Here is a 26,684-nt window from a genome sequence, read left to right as displayed (position 1 = left end):
ATTCTCGGACACGAAACTCACACAGACACTGGACTTCTACCTGGGGACCCAACCAGTTGGTCATGGTCATGGAGGGCATCGAGACCCCCAAGCAAGCCGAGATCGCGCTCGAACTCGGCTGCACTCTCGCGCAAGGATTTCTGTGGTCTCGCCCGCAATCGGCCTCGGCTGTCCGAAGGCTCGTGAGCGGCGTCGGCTAGCCGCGCACGTCGCACCGCAGGGGATGGTCGGCGGGGATCTCGACCAAGACGATCGGCACGCCGTCCGGGTCTCGAAGCCACAACTCGATCAGCCCCCAGGATTCCTGTTTCGCTTCGCGTTCGATCACTACATCGCGGCTCCGCAATTCCGCCGAGGCAGATTCGATGTCGCGGACTTGCAACCACAGAGCGCCGTCGAACCGCTGCGGTGACTCCGATCCTCCGTGCGCGGCTATCTCGAGCAAGGCTTGGCCGGCGAAGAAGACCGTTCCAGCGCCGTATTCGCGGTGTACGGCGAGCCCGAGACCGTCTCGATAGAAGGCGAGGGTCCGTTGGTAGTCGACGGGACGCAGAATCGTTCGGCCGCTCAGTATTTCCACGGCTCATCGATACCACACGTTCCGTGGGTCAGGGTGTCGCCTCGTGCCCAGGCTTACCGTGGGTGCGCCGCGACTCTTTCATTTCGGCCTCGAAGACGTGTCGTTTTCCATCCTGCAGTTCCTCACGGACCTGTTGCTCGTGGCTGCGGAACTCCGACCAGTACAGGTCGTCGAACTCCTCGACGATCTGAAAGGACCAGCGTCCGTCGACGACATTGCGTCCGATCAGCTCGGAGTTCAATCGATCGGCCTGCTCGGCGTGGCCGGCGTTTCGCAGCGCATCGACAGCCTCCCCGAGTTGTAGATCTGCGTGCCCGATCAGCTGATGAAACGAGTAGAGGTGGCCGCGGGCGCGTTCGATGGTTTCCAACGCTTCCGAGACTTTGCCGACGGCGGAAATCGATTCGTCCGACACCGTCGGAGGTCGACGGTGATCGGGCGACGGGGTCTGACGGTCTGTGCTCGTTCGGTTGTTGCTCATCGAATGGGTATTGCCGAAATGTGTGTTGTCGAAAACCTGTGGATCCAATGACGGTTCTAGATCAACGTCGTGACGACGCGATTCCCGCCCGCGGCTTTCGCCTCGTACATCTTGGAGTCCGCCACCCGAGCGGCGACGCGCACCGTGTCGGTACTGGTGTTCCACAGACTCGACTCCGCGTAGAGAATGGCTGCCCCGACACTCACCGTCACCGGGATGGTGTCGTTTTCTCCATGTAGTGCTCGTCGGATGCCGTGGATCAACGCGTCGATGTGCAGTCTGGAGGTGACGACGGCGGCCAGGTATTCCTCGCCGCCGGTGCGTCCGAGAACGCCGTATCGTGCGACATGCGAGGTCAGACGCTCGGCGACGGAGCAGATGACGGCGTCTCCGGCGTCGTGCCCGTGAATGTCGTTGACGGACTTGAAGTTGTCGATGTCGACCACCACGACGGCTGCGCACTGACCCTCTCGTCGACCCTGCGCCCACAGGTCCTCGAGCGCGGCGTCGAGACCTCGGCGATTGAGCAGTCCCGTCAGCGGATCGAGAACGGAACTGCGCGCGTCGGCAGACAGCGTGGTGAGGAAGATGTGCGTGGTGACCGGAACACTCATGATGGCGATCAGGACCACGTCGGCCTGGACGAAAAGAGTAAGCGTCTCCATCTCGCCTCGGAGGTACAGCGCTGCGGTGAACGTCAGAGCGACGGCGGAGGTGAACACGAGGTGGGTCACCACCCACCGAGGGCTCAGGAAGAACGTGACGAACGCGCCGATCACTGCGAACAGGACACAGCCGATCAGTGCGTACTGCAGATCGAACACCGACAGTGTGGCCGCGACGCCGACGTCCGCGTAGATGGCGAAGGCGACGACGCCGAGGCGTCCGGGAAACGGTCGGACGATCCACAGTGCCGCGATGACGAGGTTGACTGTGCACAGCGTCAGCGTCAGTGCCGTCGCAGCAGCTCCGGTCGGGCCGCCGTCCGCGAACAACGACACGAGCGACATGCCGCTGACATTGATCACCGACAAAGCCACGATGATCCCGATGATCTTTCCCGACGCGTGGGAGTTCTGAAACTCCTTCATCCACTCGTAGTCGTGCGGCTGGACGAACCACAAGGCGATCGCCGCCGCAGCACTGTCGGGCGCGCGACCGTGACGCGGGCGTGGCGAACGGGAAACGGACCTCTTCCTCAGAAGTATCTGGGGAAAGGGGACCAGTCCGGGTCGCGCTTCTCGAGGAACGAGTCACGGCCTTCGACTGCTTCGTCGGTCATGTACGCCAGCCGAGTGGCCTCGCCGGCGAACAACTGCTGGCCGACCAAACCGTCGTCCTGCAGATTGAACGCGTACTTCAACATCCGCTGAGCCTGTGGCGACTTGGCGTTGATCTTCGCTGCCCATTCGATGGCCACGTTCTCGAGTTCGTCATGATCGACGACGCGGTTGACGGCGCCCATTCGATGCATCTCCTCGGCGGTGTACGTATCGCCGAGGAAGAATATCTCGCGAGCGAACTTCTGTCCCACCATCTTCGCGAGGTAAGCGCTTCCGTAACCTCCGTCGAAACTGCCGACGTCCGCGTCGGTCTGCTTGAACCGAGCGTGCTCGCGACTGGCCAGAGTCAGATCGCAGACGACGTGCAGGCTGTGACCGCCGCCCGCTGCCCAGCCGTTGACCAGGCAGATCACTACCTTCGGCATGAACCGGATGAGGCGTTGCACTTCGAGGATATGAAGTCGGCCTGCGCGCGCCTTGTCGACGGTGTCTGCGGTTTCGCCACCCGCATACTGGTAGCCACTGCGGCCACGAATTCGCTGGTCACCGCCCGAACAGAAGGCCCACCCCCCGTCTTTGGAGCTGGGGCCGTTGCCGGTCAGCAACACCGTTCCGACGTCGGAACTGACTCGAGCATGCTCGAGCGTCCGGTAGAGCTCGTCGACCGTGTGCGGGCGGAACGCATTTCGAATGTCCGGTCGATCGAACGCGATACGCACAGTGTCGTCGGTGACGTGTCGGTGATAGGTGATGTCGGTGAGGTCGTCGAACCCGGGAACGGTCTGCCAGAGCGAAGGAGTGAAGGTCACCTGCGCCACGATAGATCGTGGGGTTCTCCCGGTCGCGAATACCCGAGAAGCTGCCGCAGGTTACGGTGCTGGGATGAGCGAACAGGCAGGCCAGGACGAGTACGAGCACCACGGCGGGTTCCCCAAGTACGTCCCCGCCGACGTCGGGCCAGAATTCGGTCGCCTGGTCGAAGCGCTGCGCACGTTGCAGGATCTCGCGGTCAGCACCGCGCCGACACCGGAAGTGACCCTCGACCTCGCCGAACGGGTCGAAGCGATCAACGAGGAGCTGAAGTCGTTCCAGGTACCCGAGGGGCAGTCGCCCGCGGGACGCGTCATCACACTGCCCGGCCGCGGATCTCTGCTGATGCTGCCGTGGACCGTCGAGAAGTTCGACGCCGAGGGAGTGCGAAGCCGGGGTGTGTTCCGCCGGTTCCATCTCGGCGGCAACGGGGCCGCGCATGGAGGCACGCTGCCGCTGCTGTTCGACGACATGTTCGGAATGATCCAGCACGCCTACGGCCGGCCGATCAGCCGTACCGCGTACCTGCACATCAACTATCGCAAGATCACCCCGCTCGACACCGAACTCGTGATCGAGGGCAACGTCGACCGCGTCGAAGGTCGCAAGACGTTCATCAGCGCGGTGTTGAAGGACACGGAAGGGAACGTCCTCGCTGACTGCGACGCACTGATGGTCCAGCTGTTGAAAGGTCAGCCGTGATCCCGTCGCTCGATGAAGTCCTCGACGGATCGCACGTTCTCTCGCTGCCGATGCGCACCAAGTTCCGCGGCATCACCACGCGCGAAGTGATGCTCGTCCGCGGTCCCGCAGGGTGGGGTGAATTCTCGCCGTTCACCGAGTACGACGATCAGGAATCCTCCGCGTGGTTGCGTTCCGGGATAGAAGCGGCATGGGATGGACCCCCCGAGCCGCACCGCGAACGAGTCCGTATCAACGCGACCGTCCCCGCAGTCCCAGCGACGGAAGTTCCGGGCATCCTCGCGCGATACCCGGGCGTCGACACCGCGAAGGTCAAGGTGGCCGAAAAGGGACAGACGGTCGCCGACGACGTCGAGCGGGTTCGGGCCGTTCGTGCCGTCGTGCCGCGGGTGCGGGTCGATGCGAACGGCGGCTGGACCGTCGACGAGGCCGTCGAGGCCCTGTCGTTGCTTCTGGAGGACGGCGAACTCGAATACGCCGAACAACCGTGTGCGACGGTTCCCGAGCTCGTCGAGGTGCGTCGCCGACTACCGGGACTGCGGGTGGCAGCCGACGAGAGCATTCGGCGCGCCGAGGATCCGCTGCGCGTCGTGCGGGCTGGGGGCGCGGACGTCGCTGTCGTCAAGGTCGCACCGCTCGGCGGGATGCGAGCTCTGCTGGAACTGGCGGGTGAACTCGGTGAATACGGCGTGCCCGTCGTCGTGTCGAGTGCGCTGGATTCTGCGGTCGGAATCTCGGCCGGAATCGCTGCCGCCGCGGCGATCCCGAAGCTCGAGTTCGCGTGCGGACTCGGAACCGGCAGCTTGTTCGTCGACGACGTCTGTCCGGGCCAGGAACTCGTCGACGGAACTCTGCTCGCCGGCTCGGTCGAACCGGACTCGTCCAGGTTGGAAGCGTTGGCAGCATCGGACGAGCGTGTCCGGTGGTGGCACGAGCGAGTTCGGCGGACGTACGCGTTCCTGAACTGACCTACCTGCTGTAGCTGCGGTAATCTTCCGACGGCCGCACGCCGACGTTGATGTGCGCGGAAACCGAAGAATCTTGGGAGGAATTTCGAAGTGGTTGCTGCACTGAAGGAATCGTTGCTCGACGAGTCGAAGCGCGATGTTCTACTGTCCGACGTTCTGGCGCTGATCGACGCCGAGGTCTCGGACAAGAAGGGAGCCAGCGGCCTCGCGGTCAAGGGCGGGTACGGCGCGGTCAAGAAGGTCGGACCGTCGTACATCGAAAAGGCCGTCGAGGCGCTGTGGCCTGACTTCGTCGACCAGCTCGAGCCGTTCTGGCAGTCGTACAACGCGGCGCCGGCCGGTTCGTTCGCGGACTACCTCGTCGCGAACTCGGATCAGGTGTCGAACGCGTTGCTGTCGGTCACCGATTCGCGGATCGAGGACACGGACAAGAGCGTGGTGAAGAAGTTCTACGGCAGCCTGCGGGGGTCGGCTCAGAAGAACGTCGCCGAGGCACTGCCGCGTCTGGGCGATCTGGTCACCAAGTACGCCGCGTAGGCGACTCCGTCGCCAGTGGTGCGGTTGAGTGCACCCTGTGACACTTAACCGTGCCACTGGCGTGGAGCGCCAGGTCACGGCTGATCGAAGCGGCCATTCCTCACAGCTTCCACCAGCAATGCATGGTCGGATTCGGTCTGATCGGCGTACAGCCGCGCGAACCGGCACAGCGCGATATCGAGGATGTCGGAATCGCCTGTGTACCCCGCGATCATCGACGCCCCACTCGTGCGTGCGTGTCCCTTGGCGAGCAACCGGCCGACGACGCCTGCGTAGTCCACGAGCGCGGGGGCATCGATCGAGCCGAGGTCGATCGTGCCCTTCATGTTCCGGAACTGCCGGACGTAGTACTGACGACCGTCGATCGTCGTCCACCCGAGAAGCGGATCGCTGACGGTCTGCAGATCCTGCTGGTACTCGACGACGCGTTGCCCCTGGTGTGCGTGCCACGCCGACTCGCCGTGCACGTACGGCGCCAGCACCGAGCGTCGCGCCTGCTTGAGCTGAAGGAACACCACATCGTCCGGACTACTGCCCTCGAGCAGAGCCACGTAGGCGCGCAGACCGACACTTCCGACGCCGACGACCCGGTGGGCCACGTCGATCAGCGTGTAGCCGCCGAGCACTCGACGCCAATGCGGCGACAGCGTCTGCAGGTAATCGTCCAGTCCCTGGGCCAACAGTTCCTCGTCACGAGCCGGAAGGCGCGTAGTGATGGGAGGTTCCTCCACGATCCGCCGGGTGCCCTCGTGCTCTTCGGTGAACCGCGGCAACACGCGGTCGCTCGTGCGCCTGCGTGCTTTCTTGGTCGCCCTCTTGATCTCCTTGCGCAACGAGCCCTCGGTCGCGTCGGCCTGCAGCTTCTCTGCAGTGAGGCGCTGGAACGAGCGTGACATCAGCGGCTCGTCGGCCAAGCGGGACACCTCGATCCGATACGCCCGAACGCACGCTGCGACGGCTTCCTCGCACTGGTCTTCGGTCCGTCCGTTCTGCCGGCCTGCCACCCAGATGCTTGCGGCGAGGCGTCGTAGGTCCCACTCCCAGGCGCCGGGGTGTGCCTCGTCGAAGTCGTTGAGATCGATGACGAGGTCCCGTTCGGGGGACGCGTAGAAACCGAAATTTCCGAGGTGCGAATCACCGCTGATGACGGGGGTGATGCCGGTCGACGGGAGGAGGGCGACGTCGCGGGCCATGACGATGGCCGTTCCCCGGAGGAAACCGTAGGGTGACTCGGCCATCCGCTCGACCCGGACCGGAATGAGCCAATCGATCCGACCGTCGTGCGAGTGTTCGATCTGCCTGATGGGGTCCAGACGGTTCGCCGGGGGAGTCCAGTCGCCCATCGACTCACGCGACACGTGCTGGCGGAGGCTCTTGCCCAGCTCGTAGCGCTCGGCGCGGGGAGTCGTCCTCGCCCGCAGTGTGGCGTAGGACTTACTGTCCACATTGCCGACCTGGGGGACTACGGCATGGCCTGCATGGGCATCGGGCATGGAAGAACTCTATGTCGGACGTGCGGGGGGTTTTCGTGCGCCTCGCGAGGACCCCCACTCACTTCTCCCGATAGTGCCGAACGATTTTCGTACCGACAGGGACGGCGAAGAGCATCATGAACACCCTGATCACCTGGGCCGCGACGACGAAGGTGACGTTGGCGCCCGTCGACGCTGCGATGGCGAGGACTGCATACACCCCTCCCGGCGTCGTGGCGAGATAGCCCTCGTAAGCGGTGATGGACGTCGACGCGGTGAGCCACAGACCCAGAAGTGCACACCCGACGGTGATGCCGATGATCAGGAGCAGCGCGGTCGGCAGCACCCTGGAGATCGATCGCAGACTGTCCATCGTGAAGCGCATACCGGCCTGCCAACCGATCCCGATGTACGCCGCAGCCAACAGCAGCGACGGAACGCCCGCGCCGAACGAGAAACCGAGCAGATCAGCCGCGGTCGCAACGATCAGCGGACCGAGCAGACCCGGCGCCGGAAGCCTGACGAGCACTGCGACGGCGTACCCGACAGCACCGCAGACCACCACGAACAGCAGATCGACGAGCCACGGTGCTTTCACGGCGTCGACGATCACGGCGTCGGTTCCTCGCGCCGAGAACACCACCGTTGCGACGATCGGCATCGTGGTCGTCACAAGAACGACCCTGAGGTACTGCACCACCGCGACGACCCGTTCGTCGCCGCCGAGTTCCTGCGCGATGGCAACCAGACCCGACGCACCGCCCGCGACGAGGGCGAGGGAACCGGTGATCGTATCGACGTCACGTCGGAGTCCGAGCAGAGCGCCCGCTGCGAGCGACAGCACCAGGGTTCCGATGCACGCGAGTACGACAGGGACCCAGTTGTCGCCGAGTGTGGACAAGGTGTCGCGCTGCACGAGGGTGCCGATCTCGACGCCGAGAATCGCCTGCGCGGCGATACCGATCTTCCTGGGTACGCCGGAGGACGGCGCCCATCCTGCGAGCGCGAAGACGACGGCGACGAACAGGGCGACGAAGAGGCCCGCCGAGGGCACCCCGAGCTGCGACGCACCGAGCGTCAGGACGACGGTGACAACGATCAGGGAGAGCCAGCGGGTCAAGAAGGAGTGCCGGGCCGGTCGATCAAGCGCACCTGCGGCGGCAGACCCCATTCGTTGCGACCGAGACGGCTCAGAGGCGCGATCTTCTCGAACGACGGAAGCCCGTCGTCGGCGATGAACTCCTCGCGCACAGCGAGGGCGACGACGCGTCCCATGACGACGAACGAATTACCGACCTCGATGATGCGATGCAACGTCGCCTCGATGGCGATAGGAGATTCCGCGACGCGAGGAGGGGCGACCTTCTCGCTCGGTTCACTGACGATTCCGAGTTCTGCCCATTCGCTGACGCCGTGCTCGTACACCGCCGACGAAGCGTTGACCTGTTCGGCCAGGTGTTCGGTTGCCAGGTTGATGACGAACTCGCCCGTCGCCTCGATGTTCCGCAGGCTGTCCTTGCGGCCGACAGACGTGAATTGCACTACAGGTGGGTTCGACGAGGACACCGAAAAGAAGCTGTACGGCGCGAGATTGGCCACGCCGTCGGCGGATACGGTCGATACCCAGGCGATGGGACGCGGCACGACAGACGACGTGAGCAGGGGATAGAAGCCGCCAGGCGGCATCTCGGACGGATCGAAGACAGTTCGCACACCACCATCGTGTCAAACGATCTGCAGCCGGGCCGAATAGTGGCGCGCGGCAGGAATCTGACAACCTGAAGGAGTGAACCCGTCCAGCGCCCAGGCCGCAGCCGTCGTCGATGAACTCGTCCGCGGCGGTGTACGAGATGTGGTTCTGTGTCCGGGTTCGCGGAATGCGCCGCTCGCGTTCGCATTGCAGGAGGCCGACGCCGCCGGACGGCTACGGCTGCACATGCGCATCGACGAGCGCACTGCAGGCTTCTTGGCAATCGGTTTGATCTTGGGCGGGGGCCGCCCGGTCCCGGTGGTCATGACGTCGGGGACTGCTGTCGCGAATCTCGGACCTGCGGTTCTCGAAGCGAACTACGCACGCATGCCATTGGTCGTGCTGAGCGCCAATCGCCCGTACGAGATGCTCGGCACCGGTGCGAACCAGACCGTCGAGCAGCTCGGACTGTTCGGCAGTCAGGTCCGGGCGACGATCAGCCTCGGTCTCGCCGAGGACGGCGAAGGCCAGAACAGTCAGTGGCGCAGTGCCGTATGCCGGGTGCTTGCTGCGGCCCGCGGAACTCGCTCCGGGAACGCCGGTCCGGTGCATTTCGACATCCCGCTCCGTGAACCGCTGGTTCCCGATCTCGCCGACGTCATCCCCGCCCCTGCTGGACGGGCAGGTGGCGCCGCCTGGACGACGACGCAGCAGGCGACGCTCGACGTTCCGGTCGACATAGATCTGTCGATCGACACCATCGTCGTCTCCGGTCACGGCGCCGCCCTGCGCCCCGAGTTGGCAGGCCTACCGACGGTCGCGGAGCCGACGGCGCCGCTGCACGGCGTTCCGTTGCATCCACTCGCGTTGTCGCAACTGAAGCCGCGTCAGGCGATCATCACCGGCCGTCCGACGCTGCATCGACCGGTGTCATCCCTGCTTGCCGATCCTGCGGTCGACGTCTTCGCACTCACGACGGGTCCCCGCTGGCCCGATGTCTCCGGAAACGTGCTGGCGACCGGAACCCGCGCCGTTGTCTCGGGTAGTCCTCGACCCGAGTGGCTGTCCAGGTGCACCCACCTGTCCGCCCGAGCCGACCTCGCCGTACGTGATCAGTTGGCCGCGCACCCCAAGCCGACGGGGCTACATGTCGCTGCCACAGTCATGTCCTCGCTCCGCGACGGCGACCAGCTGTTGCTCGGGGCATCGAACCCTGTCCGTGACGCTGCGCTCGTCAGCTATCCGACATCGGGTGTTCGGGTGCTGTCGAATCGTGGCGTGGCGGGCATCGACGGGACGGTGTCCACAGCCGTCGGCGCGGCGCTCGCGAGAGAGGGGCGGACGATCGCTCTGATGGGTGATCTGACGTTTCTCCATGACGCGGCGGGCCTGCTCATCGGCACCGGCGAGCCTCGCCCGATGGATCTGACGATCGTGGTCGCCAACGACGATGGCGGCGGCATCTTCGAGCTGCTGGAACAGGGGGATCCGCAGTACGCCGGCGCGTTCGAGCGAGTCTTCGGGACGCCGCACGGGATGGATCTGGCGGCACTGTGCGCGGCTTACCGCATCACACACCGCAGCGTGGACGGCGCAGAGTTGGCCGTTGCGCTCGAGGGTGGTGCGGACGGGATCCGTGTTCTCGAGGTGACGACGGAACGCTCGGGCCTACGCGAACTTCACGCCGGAATTCGTGCGCGCCTCTAGCCTTCTTCCTCGTTCACTTTCTGTGCCCACTCGATTGTTTCGCGGGTTTCTCGATCGACCATGTCCTTGATCATGTCGATGATGAGCGACTCGATCTTGCCGCCGATCAGTGGGATCTTGACGGTCGACGTGCCTCGCACTGTGAGGATCGAACCTTCCCCGTCCGGACGCAGGGCCATCGAGCCTTCGACTCTGGCCGACACCGCGGAGGACCCGCCCGCCAGGGTGCCGTCGGCGATATCTCCGACGAGTGGTCCCCAGTGGTCGGTGCGGGTGATCAGCAGTTTGCCCCTGATGACTTTCTTGACGAATCCCGGCAGTTCCGACGTTCCGACTTCTTCCGAGATGTCGACGGTGAATGCACCGTCCGCGTGAGTGATCAGCTCGTATCCGTCGGTTTTCTCGGCGGTCGCGAAGCGGGCGAGCCATTGCTCCTCACTGGTCAGTGCCTGGTGCACATCGGCGGTGGTGTGTACAGAGACGATCGTGAACTCGAAGTCGCGAGACATGCCAGCAGACGCTACTACGACAATGGTCTTCGAGGGACGCACAGTAACGTCTATCGGCGTGAGTACCCCGAAAGCCCGGCGCCGAACGAGAATCGCGATCCTGATCGTCGCGACCGGGATTTCTGTTCTCGCGTTCCTGTTGGTGGTCGCCGCCTGGCAGAACGACCGCGCGATCACCTCCGACGAGGGCCGGGCGACTGCCGAGGTGCTTTCTGCGGGCAAGTTGAGGTCGGCAGTGAGCTTCGTGACTCCGGACGGCGTCACCCATAACCCGCAGCTCGGCGTTCTGTACCCGACCAATTTGATCGCGGGCCAGCGCATCGACGTCGAATTCGCGAAGTCCGATCCCGACCTCGTGCGGGTGTCCGGCCGCAACGCGAGTGTCGCGATCATCCCTGCCGCCTCGGTCGTCTTCGTGACGTGGTTGATCGCTGCGCCGGCCCTCTTGGTGATCCGCCGTCGAGACCGGCAAGATCTTGTTCATGGCTAAGTGCTGAGACGGTCCTTCTTCGGCGCCGAACACTGCACCAACCAAGTCCGGCGTGGGTGGCAGAGCAGAACCATTAGCGTGAACTTCGCTCGCCCGTAACGTCTGCGCTTCCCGGTGGCCCGAAGCGCTGCCCACACTGAGGATCGTGCGAGTAGCCATCGTTGCGGAATCGTTCCTACCCAACATGAACGGCGTCACCAACTCGGTTCTCCGGGTTCTCGAGCATCTCGAAAGAACAGGCCATGACGCCATGGTCGTCGCTCCGGACAATCCGTCGGGCAAACCCCGCGCCGCCGTCGAACACGGTCGCATCCCAGTGCACCGCGTGCCCGCCGTCATGGTGCCCAAAGTCAGTTCGCTCCCGGTCGGAGTTCCCGGACCCGGTCTGACGGCAACGCTGCGTGACTTCGCGCCCGACGTCGTACATCTGGCGTCGCCCTTCCTACTCGGAGCCGGTGGTCTCGCCGCGGCAAACCGGCTCGATGTGCCCGCAGTGGCCGTCTATCAGACCGATGTCGCGGGTTTCGCCGAAAGCTACGGGCTCGGTCTGACATCGCGGGCAGCATGGCGGTGGACGCGACGGGTGCATCGCGGCGCCGCACGGACGCTTGCGCCGTCGACCTCGGCGGTCGAAGCACTCGAACTGCACGGGGTTCCGCGCGTCCACCGGTGGGCCCGTGGCGTCGACGCCGTCCGGTTCGCACCATCGTCCCGGCGTGAAACTCTGCGTCGGCAGTGGACTCCCGACGGTTCTCTGATCGTCGGGTTCGTCGGCAGGCTCGCACCGGAGAAGCACGTCGAAAGACTTGCGGTGATCGCACAGGATCCTGCGATCCAGGTCGTGATCGTCGGAGACGGACCCGACCGGGCGTCGCTGGAGAAGCTGATGCCGTCGGCGATATTCACCGGGCAGCTCGGCGGGGACGAGCTGGCGCAGGCATACGCGAGCTTCGACGTCTTCGTCCACCCGGGCGAGCACGAAACGTTCTGCCAGGCGGTGCAAGAAGCGCTCGCGAGTGGCGTCCCGGTCATCGGACCCGACGCAGGTGGCCCGCGCGATCTCGTCTCACACTGCCGCAACGGTTATCTGCTGCCCGTCGACCGCTTCACCGAACTTCTTCCCAGTGCGGTGGCGGCACTCGAGGCCCCGACGATGCGCGCACGGTTCGGCGAAGCCGCACGCCGATCGGTCCTGCACCGCACCTGGCCCGCGATCTGCGACGAGCTGCTCGGGCACTACGGTGACGTCCTCGGCCACGAACGCCACAGGTCGCTCAGAACGGCTTGAGGCTAAGCTCGAGCAGTGGCTACAAGTTCGCGTGCAACGCTCGAGAAGGAACCCCACGAGGTCGCGTCGATGTTCGACGGAGTCGCTCGTCGGTACGACCTGACCAACACGGTTCTGTCCTTCGGGCAGGACCGCAGCTGGCGGAAACTGACCCGTGCCGCGCTGAACCTGAAGCCAGGGGAGAAGGTTCTCGACCTGGCGGCAGGGACCGGGGTGTCCACCGTCGAACTCGCGCGAAGCGGAGCATGGTGCGTTGCGACGGACTTCTCGAAAGGCATGCTGCAGGCAGGCGCCGATCGGCCCGTGCCCATGGTTGCCGGCGACGCGATGCACCTGCCGTACGCAGACGCGAGCTTCGACGCAGCGACCATTTCCTTCGGCCTACGCAACGTCTCCGATTTCGAGGCCGGACTCCGCGAGATTGCCCGTGTCACCAAGCCTGGCGGCCGGCTCGTCGTGTGTGAATTCTCGACGCCGGTGTTCGCGCCGTTTCGAACGGTCTACATGGAGTACCTGATGAAGGCCCTGCCGGCCGTCGCCCGTGCGGTCTCCAGCAACCCCGACGCGTACGTGTACCTCGCCGAGTCGATCCGCGCCTGGCCGACGCAGGAGAAGTTGGCCACCATGATCGCCGGCAACGGGTGGTCGAACGTCCAGTGGCGCAACCTCTCGGGCGGAATCGTCGCGCTGCACCGAGCGGTCCGCTGACTTACAGGTTGTTCTAGCTGAACGGCGGTCGTGCGTCGATCCTGAGCGACGCACTTCCCGACGCCCTCCAGGCACGTGCGACCAGATCCGAATCCGCCTCGGTGACGAGATTGCCCATCACCCGCACGGCCACCGTCATCAACGCCCGCGAACGCATCCCGACCGGCCCGGTCGCAGGCAGGAAGCGCGGCACCGTGAGGAGGCCGGCGAGCCGTCGGGCAATGGAGAACGCCTGCCCGTAGTGCTCGCGCAGCAGCGACGGCCAGGCCTCGGTGAGGTCTTTCTCGTCGAGCAGGTCTGCGATCATCCGGCCGCCCTCGAGGCCGTAGTCGATGCCTTCGCCGTTGAGTGGATTCACACACGCTGCGGCGTCGCCGATGATGGCCCAGTTCGCGCCCGCGACATTCGAGACCGCCCCGCCCATCGGCAGCAGCGCCGACGCAACGGCGCGTAGATCGCCCGACAACGACCAGTCGTCACGCCGCTGCGAGGTGTACAGGTCCAGCAGCGGACGCAACGCACCGGGGCCCGGGCGTTTGGCTGTGGCCAGTGTCCCGACACCGATGTTCACTTCGCCGGTGCCGAGCGGGAAGATCCAGCCGTAACCGGGTTGCACCGTTCCAGCGGCGTCGCGGAGTTCGAGGTGCGAGGAGATCCACGGATCCGACGATCGCTCGGAGGAGATGTATGCGCGCGCCGCGACGCCGAACGTGGTGTCGCGATGCCATTGCCTGCCGAGCTTCTTGCCGAGCGTCGAGCGAACACCGTCCGCGACGATCAGTCGGTTGCACGTGATCTCGTGACCGTTCGAGAACGTGACCGACACGACCTTCGCGTTGTCGAGTCGGATGTCGACAGCCTTGGCGCCCTGGATCATCGTCGCACCGGATTCGATTGCGGTGCTGCGTATTCGGTCGTCCAACTCGGTTCGGGGTACGGCGCTGCCCACCGACGGGAGTGACCCACCCGGCCATTCGAGTTGCAGTTCCTGACCGAAGCCCGACAGTCGCAACCCTCTGTTCTCGGTACGCCCGCGCACCCACTCACCGATGCCGAGCCGGTCGAGCTCGGCTATCGCGCGGGGAGTGAGGCCGTCGCCGCAGGTCTTGTCGCGCGGGAACGTCGCCGAATCTGCGAGCACGACGTCTCTACCTGCACGCGCGGCCCAGGCGGCGGCCGCCGACCCGGCGGGACCTGCGCCGACCACCAGCACGTCGGCTTCGATGGGTAACTGCGATGCGGACGTCACCGATCCAGTATCGCAGTGGCATCAGGGGCACCCCACACGCCAGGGGCGTGGTCTACGGCACCTTCCGGCGCTGCCGTACTCGAGGTTCACTACGGTATAGGCGGGGTACGTCGCGAGAGAAACAGCGAACCGCTGAACACGAAGAGGACAGGACGAACAATCGTGAGCACAGACGACACGACCGGATCGACGGTCGTTGCCGGGGTGGATCTCGTCGATCCGGAGCTTGCACGAACCGTCGCCGCTGGGCTTTCGAGCGTCGAGAAGCTCATGATCGCCGAGCTGTCCGACGGGGAGGACTTCCTCACCGAAGCCGCACTGCACCTCGCGAAGGCAGGAGGCAAACGCTTCCGCCCGCTGTTCACCGTTCTGACCGCACAGCTCGGCCCCAACCCGACCGACGAGTCCATCGTCACAGCGGCGACCGTCGTCGAGTTGGTTCACCTTGCGACGCTGTATCACGATGACGTCATGGACGAGGCGTCGATGCGTCGAGGTGCGGAGTCCGCCAACTCGCGCTGGGGAAACAGCATCGCGATCCTCGCCGGTGACTACCTCTTCGCACACGCGTCGCGGCTGGTGTCGACGCTCGGTCCCGAAGCCGTCCGCATCATCGCCGAGACGTTCGCCGAACTGGTCACCGGACAGATGCGTGAGACCATCGGTGTCAAGGCGGACGAGGACCCCATCGCGCACTACCTGCGGGTCGTGTGGGAGAAGACCGGGTCACTGATTGCGGCGTGCGGCCGGTTCGGCGGGACGTTCTCCGGCGGCAGTATCGACCATGTCGCCTCGCTGGAGCGTCTCGGCGATGCAGTCGGAACGGCCTTCCAGATCTCCGACGACATCATCGACATCTCGTCGGCATCCGAGCAGTCGGGTAAGACACCAGGGACCGACCTTCGTGAAGGTGTCCACACGCTTCCTGTTCTGTACGCACTCACCGAGGACGGCCCGGACGGGGACCGCCTGCGCGTTCTTCTCGACGGCCCGGTCACCGAGGATGCCGCAGTCGCCGAAGCCCTCGAGCTGCTCGGGCGTTCGCCGGGAATGGCGAAGGCCAAGGCAACGCTCGGTGACTTCGCCGCGAAGGCACACGCAGAGCTGGCCACCCTTCCGCAGGGTGAGGCCAACGACGCCCTCGGACGATTGGTGAACTACACGGTCGAGCGCGTCGGCTGAGCTCGGACGGGTCCGGGAACCTTGTCTGCTCTCGCGGTCGTTCTATCTTTCGAGAGAGAACGAGTTTTCTTCGGAAGAGGCGACCAATGAGTTACGCGAACGGCGCAAAGACATTCGGCCTACTGGTGGGAATGTCGGCGCTCATCGTCTTCATCGGCTCACTGTTCAACAGCTCGACCATTCTCCTGCTGTCCGTTGCGCTCGCGGTCGGAGTCAACGGATACGTGTACTTCAACAGTGCCAAGCTGGCGCTGCGGTCGATGCACGCTCAGCCGGTCACCGAGGTACAGGCGCCGGTCATGTACAGGATCGTGCGCGAGCTGGCGACCACGGCACATCAGCCCATGCCGTCGCTGTACATCAGCCCGACCAACAATCCCAATGCGTTCGCCACCGGCCGGAATCCGCGCAACGCCGCCGTGTGCTGCACCACCGGCATCCTGCAGATCCTCGACGAGCGGGAACTCCGCGCAGTGCTCGGCCACGAACTGTCGCACGTCTACAACCGCGACATCCTCATCTCCTCGGTGGCGGGCGCGATGGCAGCCGTCATTTCGGGCCTCGCGAACTTTGCAATGTTCGCGTCGATGTTCGGCGGACGAGGCAACAACGGTGCGAATCCGATAGCGCTACTGCTGGTCGCACTCCTCGGGCCCATCGCGGCCACCGTCGTCAAGCTGGCGATCTCGCGGTCGCGTGAGTATCAGGCCGATCAATCGGGAGCCGAGCTCACCGGGGATCCGCTCGCTCTGGCGTCGGCGCTGCGCAAGTTGGAGCGGGGCGTGCAGGCGGCCCCGCTGCCTCCGGAGCCACGCATCGCCGCGGAGTCGCATCTGATGATCGCCAACCCGTTCCGAGTGGGGGAGAAGGCCAGCAGGCTGTTCTCCACCCACCCACCGATGGCGGAACGGATTGCCCGGCTCGAACGGATGGCGCGCGGGGAGTAGGCGGCCTCCGCCGGGTATGCACCTGATGCGGCTCCGCCGCAGTGGCGCGGTTGAGTGCACGCCAGGGCACTTGACCGCGCCACTGGGGCGGAGCCCCCCGAGTTCTACCGGTAGTTGACGAACTGCAGCGCGAGACCGAAGTCCTCGGACTTGAGGAGCTGCTGAACGGCCTGGAGATCGTCGCGCTTCTTGCTGCTGATGCGAAGCTCGTCACCCTGAATTTGCGCCTTGACGCCCTTCGGGCCCTCATCGCGGATTTTCTTGGTGAGCTTCTTGGCGTTCTCGGTGGAGATGCCCTGCACCAACTTGCCCGTCACCTTGTAGACCTTGCCCGACGCTGCGGGATCGTTAGTCTCGAAGGCCTTCAGCGACACGTCGCGGCGGATCAGCTTCTCCTTGAAGACGTCGAGCGCGGCCTTGACCTTCTCTTCGCTTTCCGAGGTGATCGTGATCACCTCTGCGTCTCCGCTGCCGGACCACTCGATCACGGTGCCGGACCCGCGGAAATCGAACCGGGTCGCCAGCTCCTTCGCAGCTTGTCCGAGAGCGTTGTCCACCTCCTGGCGGTCAACTTTGCTCACTACGTCGAAGGAAGAATCAGCCACGTGCAACTCCTGAAGTCGAATCGTCTGTGTCGGTCGTCGGCCCCGACGTTAGCCCGTCCGCACCCCCGCTATCCACCCGGTTTGCGTTGGAGGGGCACGTTCGTTGTATTCTTCTCTCCGCGTCGGAGAGTGAAACTTTTCGGTGCATCCAGGCAGATTGCCCGAGCGGCCAATGGGAGCGGACTGTAAATCCGTCGGCTTATGCCTACGTAGGTTCGAATCCTACATCTGCCACCCGTAGCGCCCCAGCGAGATGATTCTCGCTGGGGTTTCTACTGTTAAGAGAGAACGCACGAAGGTCGCTGAGCATGCAATTTGGTACTCGGTGCTCGGACTGTGTAACCTCTTGAAGGCTTCGGCGCACGACTTGTTCATGCGTCAGGAGTGCAACATGCGGAACGAACAGATCCGCAGTCGCAACGCCCCCTTAGCTCAGTCGGTAGAGCGTTTCCATGGTAAGGAAAAGGTCAACGGTTCGATTCCGTTAGGGGGCTCGCTGGATTGGATGGTTCGCCAGACACCCTCATCGCCGGGGAAATCCTCGGCAGTGAGATGATGTAGTGGTGAGCACCTGAGGCGGTGTAGCTCAGTTGGTAGAGCAAACGACTCATAATCGTTGCGTCGCCGGTTCAAGTCCGGTCACCGCTACACAAGAAGATTGCACAGTCCTGATTAACCGGATCAGATTTACCCGAAAGTAGGCATCCAGTGGCCTCCTCCACCGATGTGCGGCCCAAGATCACCTTGGCCTGCGAGGTTTGCAAGCACCGTAACTACATCACGAAGAAGAACCGTCGCAACGATCCCGACCGCCTCGAGCTGAAGAAGTTCTGCTCGAACTGCGGTACGCATCGTTCGCACCGCGAGTCTCGCTAGTCGCGAGCCTTCTCGGCTGCTGGTCTTCGTTCGGAGTCGACGCCACGCGTTAGGCTTACTTTTCGTGCCCTAACCGCACTTGCGTCCTGGGTAGAAAAGGTTCACTTAACAGCGTGACTGAGTCAGTGCAGGATCCAGAGGTTCAAGATCCGGCGGCGCACGCGGCGGCGATGGTGGGACACCACTATCGCGTCGAGCACCCGTACGAGGTCGGTCGCGAGAAGGTGCGCGAGTACGCCCGTGCTGTCCAGGACTGGCATCCGGCTCACCACGACGAGGCTGCCGCCAAGAGCCTCGGATACGACGGCCTTCTTGCGCCACTCACGTTCATTTCTCTGGTCGGCATCATCGCGCAATCTCGGATGTTCAAGGAGTTCATCTCCGGCTACGATCCCAGCCAAATTTTGCAGACCGACCAGCGACTGCAGTTCCACAAGGCCATTTCGGTCGGTGACGAACTGTCGTGCGAGGTCTACCTCGAATCGTTCCGTCAGATGAGTGGTAGTGACATCATCACTACCAAGAACATCGTGACCGATCAGAACGACGAATTGGTTCAGACGACGTGGACCACCCTTGTCGCCCGGACCGGTGGCGAAGTAGACGAGAACATAGCCCACGCAGTCAAGGATGTGATCATGCATGGCGCTTCGTAGTTTCGCGGATGTCGCGGTCGGCGACGAGCTGCCTGAGCGCATCGTCAAACTCACTCGCGGCGATCTGGTCAACTACGCGGGCGTGTCAGGTGATCCCAACCCGATTCACTGGAGCGACGAAGTCGTCAAGCTCGCCGGGCTCGACAATGTCATCGCCCACGGAATGTTGACGATGGGGCTCGGCGCCGGTTTCGTCACATCCTGGCTGGGTGATCCCGGTGCTGTCACCGAGTACAACGTGCGATTCACCAGCTCCGTCTATGTGCCCGCCGATTCGGCGGCATCTGTCGAATACACCGGCAAGGTGAAATCGGTCGATCCCGATTCGAAGTCGGCGGTCATCGCTATCACCGCGAAGTCCGAAGGCAAGAAGATCTTCGGTCGAGCGACCGCGACAGTCCGCCTTGCTTGATCGACCGCGTGGGATCGGATTTCTAAGTTCCACAGCCCGTGCAGTACACTGAGATTTCTGGGGTTGTTCAGCGCTGCGCGCTGCCGAGGTGCTGGTTCGAAGGCCGAAGGTAGCGCGTACGTCATGTGAGACGGCGTTCGCGTCGATCGAGCATGGTTCGATTCCAGAACGACTTCGTCCGATGGCGGACGGAGCCGAAGGGGCGTAGCTCAATTGGTAGAGCAACGGTCTCCAAAACCGTAGGTTGCAGGTTCAAGTCCTGTCGCCCCTGCCCATGTGGCTCCCTCATCGCGATGTCGGTGAGGGTAGCGACGGTGTCAGCTACTGAGAGGAACGACGGGTGACCGAGGAGCGCGGTAAGCGCGACGACCAGTCCGAGGACTTGTCGGCGCCCGACTCGTCGACGCCTGATGCGTCGTCGACCGAGAGCTCTTCCGGCAAGTCGGACTCAGCCGGCGCATCGCCGGCCGCCGCAGCCAGGCCGTCCGGAAAGCGGACTGCCCGTCGCTCACGCACCGCAGGTGAACCGACCGAGAAGGTGTCGGTCTCCAAGTCGGCTACAGCGAGGACGTCGGTCGCAACCCGCGCCGAGAAGTCCCGCGAACCCAAGCGTCCGAATGTGTTCAAGCGGCTGATTCAGTTCCTTCGCGAGGTCATCGCGGAGTTGCGCAAGGTCATCTGGCCCAACCGCAAGCAGATGGTCACCTATACCAGCGTCGTGCTCGTATTCGTGACGTTCATGGTCGCGTACATCAGCGGTATGGACCTGGCGTTCACTCAAGGGATCGAATGGGTGTTCGGCTGACGCTGCGCGCTCGGATACGTTCGATGATCTTTACGACATGCACGAAACGACAGAAAGGGTGCCTGCTGTGAGCACGCCGCACAACGACGCCACCGAAGTGGCCGCATTCGACGCCGATGTCGAGGCGACCAAACAGGGCCTCGAAGCGGAGCAGGCGGCTCAGGACCGCGAGACCGACGAGGCTATCAAGGCCGATGTCGCCGCGGCCACAGGTGAGGATGTCCCCGCCGAAGGCGGCGATGTCACGGCCGAGGGCGACGATGTCGCCGTCGACGAGACCGCGGACATCTCAGCCGAGCCCGAGGATCCCGTCGCCGAGATGAAGGCCGCGCTTCGCCGCGCCCCCGGTGACTGGTACGTCATCCACTCGTACGCCGGATACGAGAACAAGGTGAAGGCAAACCTCGAGACCCGTGTTCAGAACCTCGACGTCGGCGACTACATCTTCCAGGTCGAAGTTCCGACCGAAGAGGTCACCGAGATCAAGAACGGCCAGCGCAAGCAGGTCAACCGCAAGGTACTTCCCGGCTACATCCTGGTCCGAATGGAACTGAACGACGAGTCCTGGGGAGCGGTCCGCAACACTCCCGGCGTCACCGGTTTCGTCGGTGCCACGTCGCGTCCGTCGCCGCTGACGATCAACGAGGTCGTCAAGTTCCTGATGCCTCAGCAGGGTCAGAAGAAGGACGCGAAGGCCGGAGGCGCAGCGGACGGCAGCGCAACCGAGAGCACGTCGAAGCCGACCATCGAGGTCGATTTCGAGGTCGGCGAGTCGGTCACCGTCATGGATGGCCCCTTCGCGACCCTCCCGGCCAGCATCAGCGAGGTCAACGCCGAGCAGCAGAAGCTCAAGGTGCTGGTCTCGATCTTCGGCCGCGAGACTCCGGTCGAACTCGGCTTCACGCAGGTCGCCAAGATCTAGCGCGAGCCGCACACACTTGCAGTAGTAACCGCAAGAAACCCGAGCGAATACAAGGAAAAAGAAATGCCCCCGAAGAAGAAGAAGCTAGCCGGGATCATCAAGCTTCAGATCCAGGCTGGAGCGGCAAACCCCGCTCCTCCCGTCGGCCCCGCACTGGGCCAGCACGGCGTCAACATCATGGAGTTCTGCAAGGCGTACAACGCAGCGACCGAGTCGCAGCGCGGAAACGTCGTGCCGGTCGAGATCTCGGTCTACGAAGACCGCACGTTCGACTTCAAGCTGAAGACTCCTCCCGCCGCCAAGCTGCTGCTCAAGGCTGCTGGCGTCGCAAAGGGCTCCGGCGAGCCACACAAGACCAAGGTTGCCAAGGTGACCATGGAACAGGTGCGCGAGATCGCCAAGACCAAGGCAGAAGACCTCAACGCCAACGACATCGATCAGGCCGCGAAGATCATCGCCGGCACTGCTCGGTCGATGGGCATCACCGTCGAAGGCTGATTCAGCCTTTTGCGACAACGTGGGAGGGCCGGCCAGGCCCGTCAACCACACTGAACTCGAAACAAAGGACAGTAAGACATGGCAAAGCGCAGCAAGGCCTACCTCGAGCAGGCCGCAAAGGTGAATGCAGACAACCTGTACTCGCCGCTCCAGGCAGCAAAGTTGGCCCGGGAAACCGCGTCGAGCAAGTTCGACGCGACCGTCGAGGTAGCCGTTCGTCTCGGCGTCGACCCTCGTAAGGCCGACCAGATGGTGCGTGGCACCGTCAACCTTCCCCACGGCACCGGCAAGACCGCTCGGGTTATTGTTTTCGCCGCTGGTGAGAAGGCTGCTGAAGCAGAGGCAGCAGGAGCCGACGTCGTCGGCGCAGAGGATCTGATCGAGCGCATCCAGGGCGGATTCCTGGACTTCGACGCTGCGATCGCCACCCCCGATCAGATGGCCAAGGTAGGCCGCATCGCCCGCGTCCTCGGACCGCGTGGCCTGATGCCGAACCCGAAGACGGGCACGGTCACCAACGACGTGACCAAGGCTGTCAACGACATCAAGGGCGGAAAGATCAACTTCCGCGTCGACAAGCAGGCCAACCTGCACTTCGTCATCGGCAAGGCGTCGTTCGACGACACCAAGCTGGTGGAGAACTACGGCGCTGCACTCGACGAGATCCTTCGCGTCAAGCCGTCCTCCGCGAAGGGCCGCTACGTCAAGAAGATCGTCGTCTCGACCACGACCGGACCGGGAATCCCCGTCGATCCGACTCGTACGCGCAACCTGCTCGAGCTCGACGAGAGCTGAGTCTGCTCGAACTCCACAAGGCCGGCATCCCCTCGGGGTGCCGGCCTTGTTCGTGTTTGGGCGGGGCGGGGTTTGGCGGGTGGTTTGGTGACCGAAACAGACATTCGCACACTCTGAGTGACTGAAACAGACAGTCGGTCCCTGCGGACCCGACGCGGCCAGCTCACACCCGCCCGAAGTTCGCCCCCAGCTCACCGAGGATCTCGTCCCACAACGGCCGAGGCAGATCGTGGCCCATACCGCCGATGAGGTGGAGTGACGACCCTTTCACGGCCCGGGAGATGGCTTTGCCGCCGCTCGGACGCATGAGTCGGTCTGCGCGACCGTGGATCACGACGGTCGGTGACGCGATTTCCGCCGCGATCCGGCGAAGGCTTCCAGTCCCGGTCACGGCAGCCATATGTCGTAGTGCTCCGGCAGGATTGTAATTGCGGTCGTACATTTCGCCTGCGGTGACGAGGAGTTCGTCCATCGGCGTCGGGTAGGCCGGACTGCCGATGATGCGCCGGGTGTTGGCCGAATGCGCGATGATCTGCTCGCGGGTTGCGCCCGGGCCGGGACCCTTCATCAGGGGGAGAAGCGCGCGGGGATCCGGTGGTGGTAGGAAGGCTTCGTTGGTGCTGGAGAAGATGATGCCGGTGCTGAGTACCCGATCGGGGTACAGCCCAGCGAATACCTGAGCAATCATTCCACCCATGGATGCGCCGACGACGTGGACGTGCTGGATCTCGAGGTAGTCGAGGAGGCCCTTCGCATCGAGGGCCATGTCTTGCAGCGTGTACGGGACTCTGCTCGACGCACCGAGCTGGGTGCGGAGGAGTCGCAGCAGAGCAGATCCTTCGATGCGTTGACCGTCCATCTTGGTCGACAGGCCGATGTCACGGTTGTCGAACCGAATGACCCGAAAGCCCTGTTCGACGATACGTTCGCAGAACTCGGTCGGCCACAGCGTCATCTGGGCACTCAGACCCATGATCATCAACACGACGGGATCGTCGGGGTTGCCCATGTCCTCGTAGGCGATCTCGATATCGTTCGACGGCGCGAAGCCGGTACGCGACTGCATGTGTCCTCTCTACCAGCCTGGCTCACCGAGTAAGGGGACGACGAGAAAGCTGGGTCTCTCGGCGTCGATCACCAAATCCTGTGCTCGGGCCCGTGTGCGGAGGAGGTCGGGCAAGATCGGCATGAAACGCGGGGCGTCGGTTGCGAAGACGTCGACGCGAAGCCGATGCCCGGTCTCGATTCTGGCCTCCGTGGTGAGCAGGTCGATGTCGAGCTCGATGGCCTCACCGACCGGCACCGGCAGCAATGTGCCCTCGGTCAACGGGTGGTGGGGCCGGGTGTAGTCGCCGTTCGGTGCGAACAGTGAGAGCTCGTCGTCGACGGCACGGCGGGAGGCGAGGAGCGCGCCGTTGGTCAGAACCGTCGATCGGCCGCTCGGGTCGACATCGCACACCATGATCGCCCAGAGCGCCTCAGGTGCGTGGCACACCACACGCAAGTGGAGGTTCATCGGCCCCGAGATCACGGTGTCCGCGTGGGCAATTCCAGTTGTGAAGGTGAGTGCACTTTTCTCGGCGAACCGGTTGTCGTAGGTGAATCCGCCGCCGAGTACGGCCGTCAGACCGGCGAGAACCTGTGTGGTGTCCCGTGAGATCGCCGACCGCAGGTTCGGTCGGACGGACATCGTTCCGGCGGACGGGCGGGCGTCGGCGTGCAGACTTCCGTCGGCCACCGCTTGCGGTGCGCTCCCGGACGCTGCAGCGGACAAGTACAACCGCCTCGGCTCGGCATGTGGCGCAGGAAACCTCCCGTGCGCCGTCCAGCCACCACCTTGCTGCCGGAGGGTGACGGGACCGTACTTCTCGATACCGTTGTCCTCGTCTCGCAGCCATCGGTCGAACCACGCGCGCTCCAGCACGTCCAGCCGCGGGGGAAAGCGAGGTTCTCCGAATCCGATCCCTGGATTGGCGTGGTAGCCGTCGCCGACGAGGAGTTGCTTGTGCCCTCGCTCGAGCGAGAGGCGGTTGTAGATATCAGGTGCCGCGCCTCCGAAAATGTCGTGCCAGCATCCGTAGACGAAGGTCGGGGCTTCGATGTCCTCGATGTTCGCATCGATCGTGTCGAAGTAGGGGTCGTCGTAGATCCTTCGATCGCCGCCCGTGACGAAACCCCTGGCGAGGTCGAGGAGATCGGTCGCGGGTGAGGAGAGCCGATCGCGCAACCACGTGGCGACATCGAGGTCGCGGACGGACGGCACCCATTTGAGCCCGTTGACGGTCGCCAGCCACAGCGGGATGAACAGCGACGGTGCCCCACCTGTCGCGAAGATTTCGCGGAACATGTCGACCGATCCTTCGACTGCGAACACGGCCTGCAGTCCAGCGGGGCGTTTCGCGGCGGCCTGAAGCGCATTGATTGCCGAGTACGAGATGCCCGCCATTCCGATGCGCCCGTTGCACCACGACTGTGCGCCGACCCAGTCGATGGTCTCCAGCGAATCCTCCTGCTCCCGTGCACCGAGAACGTCCCACGCGCCGGTGGACGATCCGGTTCCTCGGACGTCGACGATCACGTGCACGTAGCCGCTCCGGACCAGATGCCTGTTGACCGTGGAGACATCCGCGGCTCCGCCCGCGACAACCCGAGTGATCTCGGTGATGCCGTCGAACGGGGTGCCGGTGAGATCGAATCGTCGCGACACCGAGCGGATCAGCGGGCCGAAGACGGGTGCATTGAGGACAGTGTCGATGCCCTTGATCAGCAACTTGTTGTACGGGGTGAGGGTGAGGACGGTGGGAAAGTCGCCCGCGACGGCGCGCCCCGACGCATCGGCCGGCCGAAAGACGTAGGCGCGGAGTACGACGCCGTCGCTCATCGGGATCCGGACGTCGGCCGAGACCGAGACCTTCGGGTAGCGCGGCTCTTCTTTGGCGATTCTGCTCCACGTCAGCGCCGCGTCACCGCCGCTCGGATCACGACCCGGTTGCAAGAGTGGGTGTGGCTGCGCTGCCGTCATGAGTCCGATTGAACCTCTCTGATCGGTTGGTGTCACCTTTTTGTTGTGCCGCGCCCGAATTCGATGCTTTGTCCACTTTGCGTCGCGTCGGTCCGAGCCCGGCAGCCGTCGAAATTGTGAAGATCCCCATCCGTTCGCCGGTGGATGTATCAGTAGTCATAAACATCGAAGGAAAGGAATCGGGAGCGTTTTCTCGGTGCTTACCATTCCGTTGCTTCCATCACCGGAAGTCCAACTGTGTGGAGGCCAAGTGTACTTCGACGAACTACTCGGGGACGGTTCTCTCAGGCCCAAGTGGCCGCATGCGGACGCATTGATCACCTCGGAATGTCCAGGGTTGCGCTTCGACGGGAAATACGCGGACATCGTTGCGCTCAGCAACGGTGACCCGACCGCACTGCGCCCGTACATCGACGAGCAGACGCGTCGCCGCGTGGCCGAGATGCCCCCACCTCGTACCGACACCGCAATGGTGTTCGGCGCCAACGGATTTCTCGGCGCTCACCTGATCGGGCGATTGACCCGGGACTCGCGGGTCGAGACGGTGTGGGCCGTTGTCCGTCCCACCGAGGAGGAGACTGCCGAAGAGCGATTGCAGCGCACCTTCGACATGTATTCGATCGAGGTCGACGCGCACAAGATTCGCATCGTCGAAGGCACTCCGACGAAGTTTCGGTTCGGTCTGGACAAGCAACGCTACTTCGAGTTGGCCGCGGACGTCGGACAGGTGTTCAACTGTGCCAGTTCGACCGACTACACCGAAAGCTACGTAGAGCTGCGTGAAGACTGGTTCATCAGTGTTCTGCGCATTCTCGAGTTCACCGTCGTTTCTGCACGCAAGCACCTCACCTATGTCGGGAGCATCGGCGGGCACCTCTATCAGAGGCCGGATGACTTTCGTCGACCCGACTCCTGGTGGTACTCCGGCTATGCGCAGATGAAGTGGGTGAACGCGGCACTTCTCGGTTGGTTGTCCGTATCCGATACCTATTCTGTGACGCTCTGCGAGGCGCCGTACATCCTCGGGAGTACCGAACTCGGTCTCGATCCCGGTCGGGCGTACAGCTTTTGGCGTATCGTCGAGGTCGCTATCGCATGCGGCGCGATCTGGGACGGTCCTGGCATGAATTACGTACCGGTGGACGTGATCTGCGACGTGATGGCAGGCAACGCACTCCACAGTCATCCTCTGGCCCGCCTGCTCCCGAGCAACACCACGGGGTACGGCCACGACCTGTACGCCGAATTGCTCGGTCTCGATCTCGTCAGCTGGGAGGAGTTCGTCGACCGGGTGAGCGTGCGGATCTCGCCCAAGTTCGCCGAGACGATGCTGGCCGACAACATCGACAAGCTGATGAGGTTGGTGCACAAGCCGGAAGCGATATTCCCTGTCGATCACGACAGTTCCTGGTGTGATCACCGAAAGCTCTTCGAGCTGTACTTCAGAAAGGCAGAGCTGAAGACTCTTACTCCCGTAGCCGTGGAATGAC

General features: G+C 63.9%; 29 protein-coding genes, 4 tRNA genes and 1 pseudogene. 22 read left to right on the top strand and 12 right to left on the bottom strand.

Annotation, left to right across the window (positions count from 1 at the left end):
• A pseudogene (locus ACODSO_RS25730) lies at positions 1-200 on the top strand (hypothetical protein); the annotation flags it as partial.
• Here the strand turns inward: ACODSO_RS25730 and ACODSO_RS25725 are convergent.
• From ACODSO_RS25725 to ACODSO_RS25710, 4 genes are all read right to left on the bottom strand, one after another.
• Positions 197-580: a VOC family protein gene (locus ACODSO_RS25725; protein ID WP_068376597.1), complete on the bottom strand. Its 384-nt coding sequence runs from the start codon at positions 578-580 to the stop codon at positions 197-199. The pseudogene ACODSO_RS25730 and the gene ACODSO_RS25725 overlap by 4 nt on opposite strands.
• A gap of 28 nt (positions 581-608) precedes the next feature.
• A complete protein-coding gene (locus ACODSO_RS25720; RefSeq protein WP_068376599.1) occupies positions 609-1,061 on the bottom strand; it encodes a hypothetical protein in 453 nt (150 codons plus the stop codon).
• A 56-nt stretch (positions 1,062-1,117) separates the two neighbouring features.
• Complete coding sequence (locus ACODSO_RS25715) at positions 1,118-2,152, bottom strand: GGDEF domain-containing protein (RefSeq protein ID WP_068376707.1); 1,035 nt, start codon at positions 2,150-2,152, stop codon at positions 1,118-1,120.
• 107 nt (positions 2,153-2,259) lie between these two features.
• The gene (locus ACODSO_RS25710) at positions 2,260-3,153 is read right to left on the bottom strand and encodes a 1,4-dihydroxy-2-naphthoyl-CoA synthase (protein ID WP_068376602.1); all 894 of its coding nucleotides are present in this window, start codon (positions 3,151-3,153) and stop codon (positions 2,260-2,262) included.
• A gap of 73 nt (positions 3,154-3,226) precedes the next feature.
• Between ACODSO_RS25710 and ACODSO_RS25705 the strand changes: the two genes are divergently transcribed.
• From ACODSO_RS25705 to ACODSO_RS25695, 3 genes are all read left to right on the top strand, one after another.
• Positions 3,227-3,856, top strand: coding sequence for a PaaI family thioesterase (locus ACODSO_RS25705; RefSeq protein WP_068376709.1), 630 nt, complete (start codon positions 3,227-3,229; stop codon positions 3,854-3,856).
• Positions 3,853-4,824 carry an o-succinylbenzoate synthase gene (locus tag ACODSO_RS25700; RefSeq protein WP_068376606.1) on the top strand — a complete coding sequence of 324 codons (972 nt, stop codon included), beginning with the start codon at positions 3,853-3,855 and terminating at the stop codon, positions 4,822-4,824. The genes ACODSO_RS25705 and ACODSO_RS25700 overlap by 4 nt, the downstream gene beginning before the upstream one ends.
• A 90-nt stretch (positions 4,825-4,914) precedes the next feature.
• Positions 4,915-5,361, top strand: coding sequence for a DUF6918 family protein (locus ACODSO_RS25695; protein ID WP_068376609.1), 447 nt, complete (start codon positions 4,915-4,917; stop codon positions 5,359-5,361).
• Positions 5,362-5,435: 74 nt separating this feature from the next.
• Here ACODSO_RS25695 and ACODSO_RS25690 read toward each other — a convergent pair whose 3' ends face one another.
• From ACODSO_RS25690 to ACODSO_RS25680, 3 genes are read right to left on the bottom strand one after another with little or no spacing between them, the layout of a single operon-like run.
• A complete protein-coding gene (locus ACODSO_RS25690) occupies positions 5,436-6,854 on the bottom strand; it encodes a DUF2252 domain-containing protein (RefSeq protein ID WP_068376612.1) in 1,419 nt (472 codons plus the stop codon).
• 58 nt (positions 6,855-6,912) lie between these two features.
• On the bottom strand, positions 6,913-7,953 hold the full coding sequence (locus ACODSO_RS25685; RefSeq protein WP_156520448.1) for an AbrB family transcriptional regulator: 1,041 nt from the start codon (positions 7,951-7,953) through the stop codon (positions 6,913-6,915).
• Positions 7,950-8,546, bottom strand: coding sequence for a flavin reductase family protein (locus ACODSO_RS25680; RefSeq protein ID WP_068376617.1), 597 nt, complete (start codon positions 8,544-8,546; stop codon positions 7,950-7,952). Before ACODSO_RS25680 ends, ACODSO_RS25685 begins: the two co-directional genes overlap by 4 nt.
• Before the next feature lie 73 nt (positions 8,547-8,619).
• Here ACODSO_RS25680 and menD point away from each other — a divergent pair, with 73 nt between their 5' ends.
• The gene (gene menD / locus ACODSO_RS25675) at positions 8,620-10,230 is read left to right on the top strand and encodes a 2-succinyl-5-enolpyruvyl-6-hydroxy-3-cyclohexene-1-carboxylic-acid synthase (RefSeq protein ID WP_489039502.1); all 1,611 of its coding nucleotides are present in this window, start codon (positions 8,620-8,622) and stop codon (positions 10,228-10,230) included.
• On the opposite strand, the gene ACODSO_RS25670 is transcribed toward menD, so the two are convergent.
• A complete protein-coding gene (locus ACODSO_RS25670; protein ID WP_068376623.1) occupies positions 10,227-10,739 on the bottom strand; it encodes a DUF2505 domain-containing protein in 513 nt (170 codons plus the stop codon). The genes menD and ACODSO_RS25670 overlap by 4 nt on opposite strands.
• A gap of 58 nt (positions 10,740-10,797) precedes the next feature.
• Between ACODSO_RS25670 and ACODSO_RS25665 the strand changes: the two genes are divergently transcribed.
• The 3 genes from ACODSO_RS25665 to ACODSO_RS25655 all read left to right on the top strand — a co-directional run bounded on the left by ACODSO_RS25665 (position 10,798) and on the right by ACODSO_RS25655 (position 13,225).
• Positions 10,798-11,229: a DUF3592 domain-containing protein gene (locus ACODSO_RS25665; protein WP_489039501.1), complete on the top strand. Its 432-nt coding sequence runs from the start codon at positions 10,798-10,800 to the stop codon at positions 11,227-11,229.
• A gap of 145 nt (positions 11,230-11,374) precedes the next feature.
• Positions 11,375-12,517, top strand: a complete 1,143-nt coding sequence (locus ACODSO_RS25660) for a glycosyltransferase family 4 protein (RefSeq protein ID WP_197480848.1) — start codon at positions 11,375-11,377, stop codon at positions 12,515-12,517.
• 15 nt (positions 12,518-12,532) lie between these two features.
• The gene (locus tag ACODSO_RS25655) at positions 12,533-13,225 is read left to right on the top strand and encodes a demethylmenaquinone methyltransferase (protein WP_068376629.1); all 693 of its coding nucleotides are present in this window, start codon (positions 12,533-12,535) and stop codon (positions 13,223-13,225) included.
• Between the two features lie 13 nt (positions 13,226-13,238).
• Here the strand turns inward: ACODSO_RS25655 and ACODSO_RS25650 are convergent, their stop codons facing one another.
• Positions 13,239-14,474: a geranylgeranyl reductase family protein gene (locus tag ACODSO_RS25650; protein WP_489039500.1), complete on the bottom strand. Its 1,236-nt coding sequence runs from the start codon at positions 14,472-14,474 to the stop codon at positions 13,239-13,241.
• Between the two features lie 162 nt (positions 14,475-14,636).
• Here ACODSO_RS25650 and ACODSO_RS25645 point away from each other — a divergent pair, with 162 nt between their 5' ends.
• Together ACODSO_RS25645 and htpX are read left to right on the top strand one after the other, a co-directional pair.
• Complete coding sequence (locus ACODSO_RS25645) at positions 14,637-15,656, top strand: polyprenyl synthetase family protein (protein ID WP_068376634.1); 1,020 nt, start codon at positions 14,637-14,639, stop codon at positions 15,654-15,656.
• 86 nt (positions 15,657-15,742) lie between these two features.
• Entirely contained in the window at positions 15,743-16,603 is an 861-nt protein-coding gene (gene htpX / locus ACODSO_RS25640) for a zinc metalloprotease HtpX (protein ID WP_068376637.1), read from the top strand.
• Between the two features lie 104 nt (positions 16,604-16,707).
• Here the strand turns inward: htpX and ACODSO_RS25635 are convergent, their stop codons facing one another.
• On the bottom strand, positions 16,708-17,208 hold the full coding sequence (locus ACODSO_RS25635) for a YajQ family cyclic di-GMP-binding protein (RefSeq protein ID WP_068376640.1): 501 nt from the start codon (positions 17,206-17,208) through the stop codon (positions 16,708-16,710).
• 151 nt (positions 17,209-17,359) lie between these two features.
• Between ACODSO_RS25635 and ACODSO_RS25630 the strand changes: the two genes are divergently transcribed.
• The 11 genes from ACODSO_RS25630 (at position 17,360) to rplA (ending at position 22,172) form a co-directional block, all read left to right on the top strand.
• A tRNA-Tyr gene (locus ACODSO_RS25630) sits at positions 17,360-17,442 on the top strand.
• A gap of 187 nt (positions 17,443-17,629) precedes the next feature.
• A tRNA-Thr gene (locus ACODSO_RS25625) sits at positions 17,630-17,702 on the top strand.
• A gap of 81 nt (positions 17,703-17,783) precedes the next feature.
• Positions 17,784-17,856 (top strand) — tRNA-Met (locus tag ACODSO_RS25620).
• A gap of 60 nt (positions 17,857-17,916) precedes the next feature.
• Entirely contained in the window at positions 17,917-18,084 is a 168-nt protein-coding gene (gene rpmG / locus ACODSO_RS25615; protein WP_068376643.1) for a 50S ribosomal protein L33, read from the top strand.
• A 170-nt stretch (positions 18,085-18,254) separates the two neighbouring features.
• The gene (gene hadA / locus ACODSO_RS25610) at positions 18,255-18,740 is read left to right on the top strand and encodes a (3R)-hydroxyacyl-ACP dehydratase subunit HadA (protein ID WP_231912597.1); all 486 of its coding nucleotides are present in this window, start codon (positions 18,255-18,257) and stop codon (positions 18,738-18,740) included.
• On the top strand, positions 18,727-19,152 hold the full coding sequence (hadB, locus tag ACODSO_RS25605; protein WP_068376649.1) for a (3R)-hydroxyacyl-ACP dehydratase subunit HadB: 426 nt from the start codon (positions 18,727-18,729) through the stop codon (positions 19,150-19,152). Before hadA ends, hadB begins: the two co-directional genes overlap by 14 nt.
• Before the next feature lie 198 nt (positions 19,153-19,350).
• Positions 19,351-19,423 (top strand) — tRNA-Trp (locus ACODSO_RS25600).
• A gap of 69 nt (positions 19,424-19,492) precedes the next feature.
• A complete protein-coding gene (secE, locus tag ACODSO_RS25595) occupies positions 19,493-19,957 on the top strand; it encodes a preprotein translocase subunit SecE (RefSeq protein WP_068376652.1) in 465 nt (154 codons plus the stop codon).
• A 67-nt stretch (positions 19,958-20,024) separates the two neighbouring features.
• Entirely contained in the window at positions 20,025-20,879 is an 855-nt protein-coding gene (gene nusG, locus ACODSO_RS25590; RefSeq protein ID WP_489039499.1) for a transcription termination/antitermination protein NusG, read from the top strand.
• A gap of 63 nt (positions 20,880-20,942) precedes the next feature.
• Positions 20,943-21,377 carry a 50S ribosomal protein L11 gene (gene rplK / locus ACODSO_RS25585; protein WP_338886368.1) on the top strand — a complete coding sequence of 145 codons (435 nt, stop codon included), beginning with the start codon at positions 20,943-20,945 and terminating at the stop codon, positions 21,375-21,377.
• Between the two features lie 78 nt (positions 21,378-21,455).
• Positions 21,456-22,172: a 50S ribosomal protein L1 gene (rplA, locus tag ACODSO_RS25580; RefSeq protein ID WP_068376657.1), complete on the top strand. Its 717-nt coding sequence runs from the start codon at positions 21,456-21,458 to the stop codon at positions 22,170-22,172.
• Between the two features lie 163 nt (positions 22,173-22,335).
• Here the strand turns inward: rplA and ACODSO_RS25575 are convergent, their stop codons facing one another.
• Together ACODSO_RS25575 and ACODSO_RS25570 are read right to left on the bottom strand one after the other, a co-directional pair.
• Complete coding sequence (locus tag ACODSO_RS25575; protein WP_068376660.1) at positions 22,336-23,238, bottom strand: alpha/beta fold hydrolase; 903 nt, start codon at positions 23,236-23,238, stop codon at positions 22,336-22,338.
• Positions 23,239-23,247: 9 nt separating this feature from the next.
• On the bottom strand, positions 23,248-25,194 hold the full coding sequence (locus ACODSO_RS25570) for a CocE/NonD family hydrolase (RefSeq protein WP_489039498.1): 1,947 nt from the start codon (positions 25,192-25,194) through the stop codon (positions 23,248-23,250).
• 250 nt (positions 25,195-25,444) lie between these two features.
• Between ACODSO_RS25570 and ACODSO_RS25565 the strand changes: the two genes are divergently transcribed.
• On the top strand, positions 25,445-26,683 hold the full coding sequence (locus ACODSO_RS25565; protein ID WP_068376668.1) for an SDR family oxidoreductase: 1,239 nt from the start codon (positions 25,445-25,447) through the stop codon (positions 26,681-26,683).
• Position 26,684: the final 1 nt, after the last annotated feature.

This window comes from Rhodococcus sp. FG69 (assembly GCF_057808915.1).
Note: the sequence above shows the minus strand (reverse complement) of the source record. Positions and strands in the feature narration are given on the sequence as shown.

Bases quoted from the DNA above. Each gene is read 5' to 3' on its own strand.
- rplK (WP_338886368.1), top strand. From the start codon at position 20,943: ATGCCCCCGAAGAAGAAGAAGCTAGCCGGGATCATCAAGCTTCAGATC.
- ACODSO_RS25720 (WP_068376599.1), bottom strand. From the start codon at position 1,061: ATGAGCAACAACCGAACGAGCACAGACCGTCAGACCCCGTCGCCCGAT.
- ACODSO_RS25715 (WP_068376707.1), bottom strand. From the start codon at position 2,152: ATGAAGGAGTTTCAGAACTCCCACGCGTCGGGAAAGATCATCGGGATC.
- ACODSO_RS25690 (WP_068376612.1), bottom strand. From the start codon at position 6,854: ATGCCCGATGCCCATGCAGGCCATGCCGTAGTCCCCCAGGTCGGCAAT.
- hadB (WP_068376649.1), top strand. From the start codon at position 18,727: ATGGCGCTTCGTAGTTTCGCGGATGTCGCGGTCGGCGACGAGCTGCCT.
- ACODSO_RS25575 (WP_068376660.1), bottom strand. From the start codon at position 23,238: ATGCAGTCGCGTACCGGCTTCGCGCCGTCGAACGATATCGAGATCGCC.
- htpX (WP_068376637.1), top strand. From the start codon at position 15,743: ATGAGTTACGCGAACGGCGCAAAGACATTCGGCCTACTGGTGGGAATG.
- ACODSO_RS25705 (WP_068376709.1), top strand. From the start codon at position 3,227: ATGAGCGAACAGGCAGGCCAGGACGAGTACGAGCACCACGGCGGGTTC.
- rplA (WP_068376657.1), top strand. From the start codon at position 21,456: ATGGCAAAGCGCAGCAAGGCCTACCTCGAGCAGGCCGCAAAGGTGAAT.
- ACODSO_RS25570 (WP_489039498.1), bottom strand. From the start codon at position 25,194: ATGACGGCAGCGCAGCCACACCCACTCTTGCAACCGGGTCGTGATCCG.
- hadA (WP_231912597.1), top strand. From the start codon at position 18,255: ATGGTGGGACACCACTATCGCGTCGAGCACCCGTACGAGGTCGGTCGC.
- ACODSO_RS25670 (WP_068376623.1), bottom strand. From the start codon at position 10,739: ATGTCTCGCGACTTCGAGTTCACGATCGTCTCTGTACACACCACCGCC.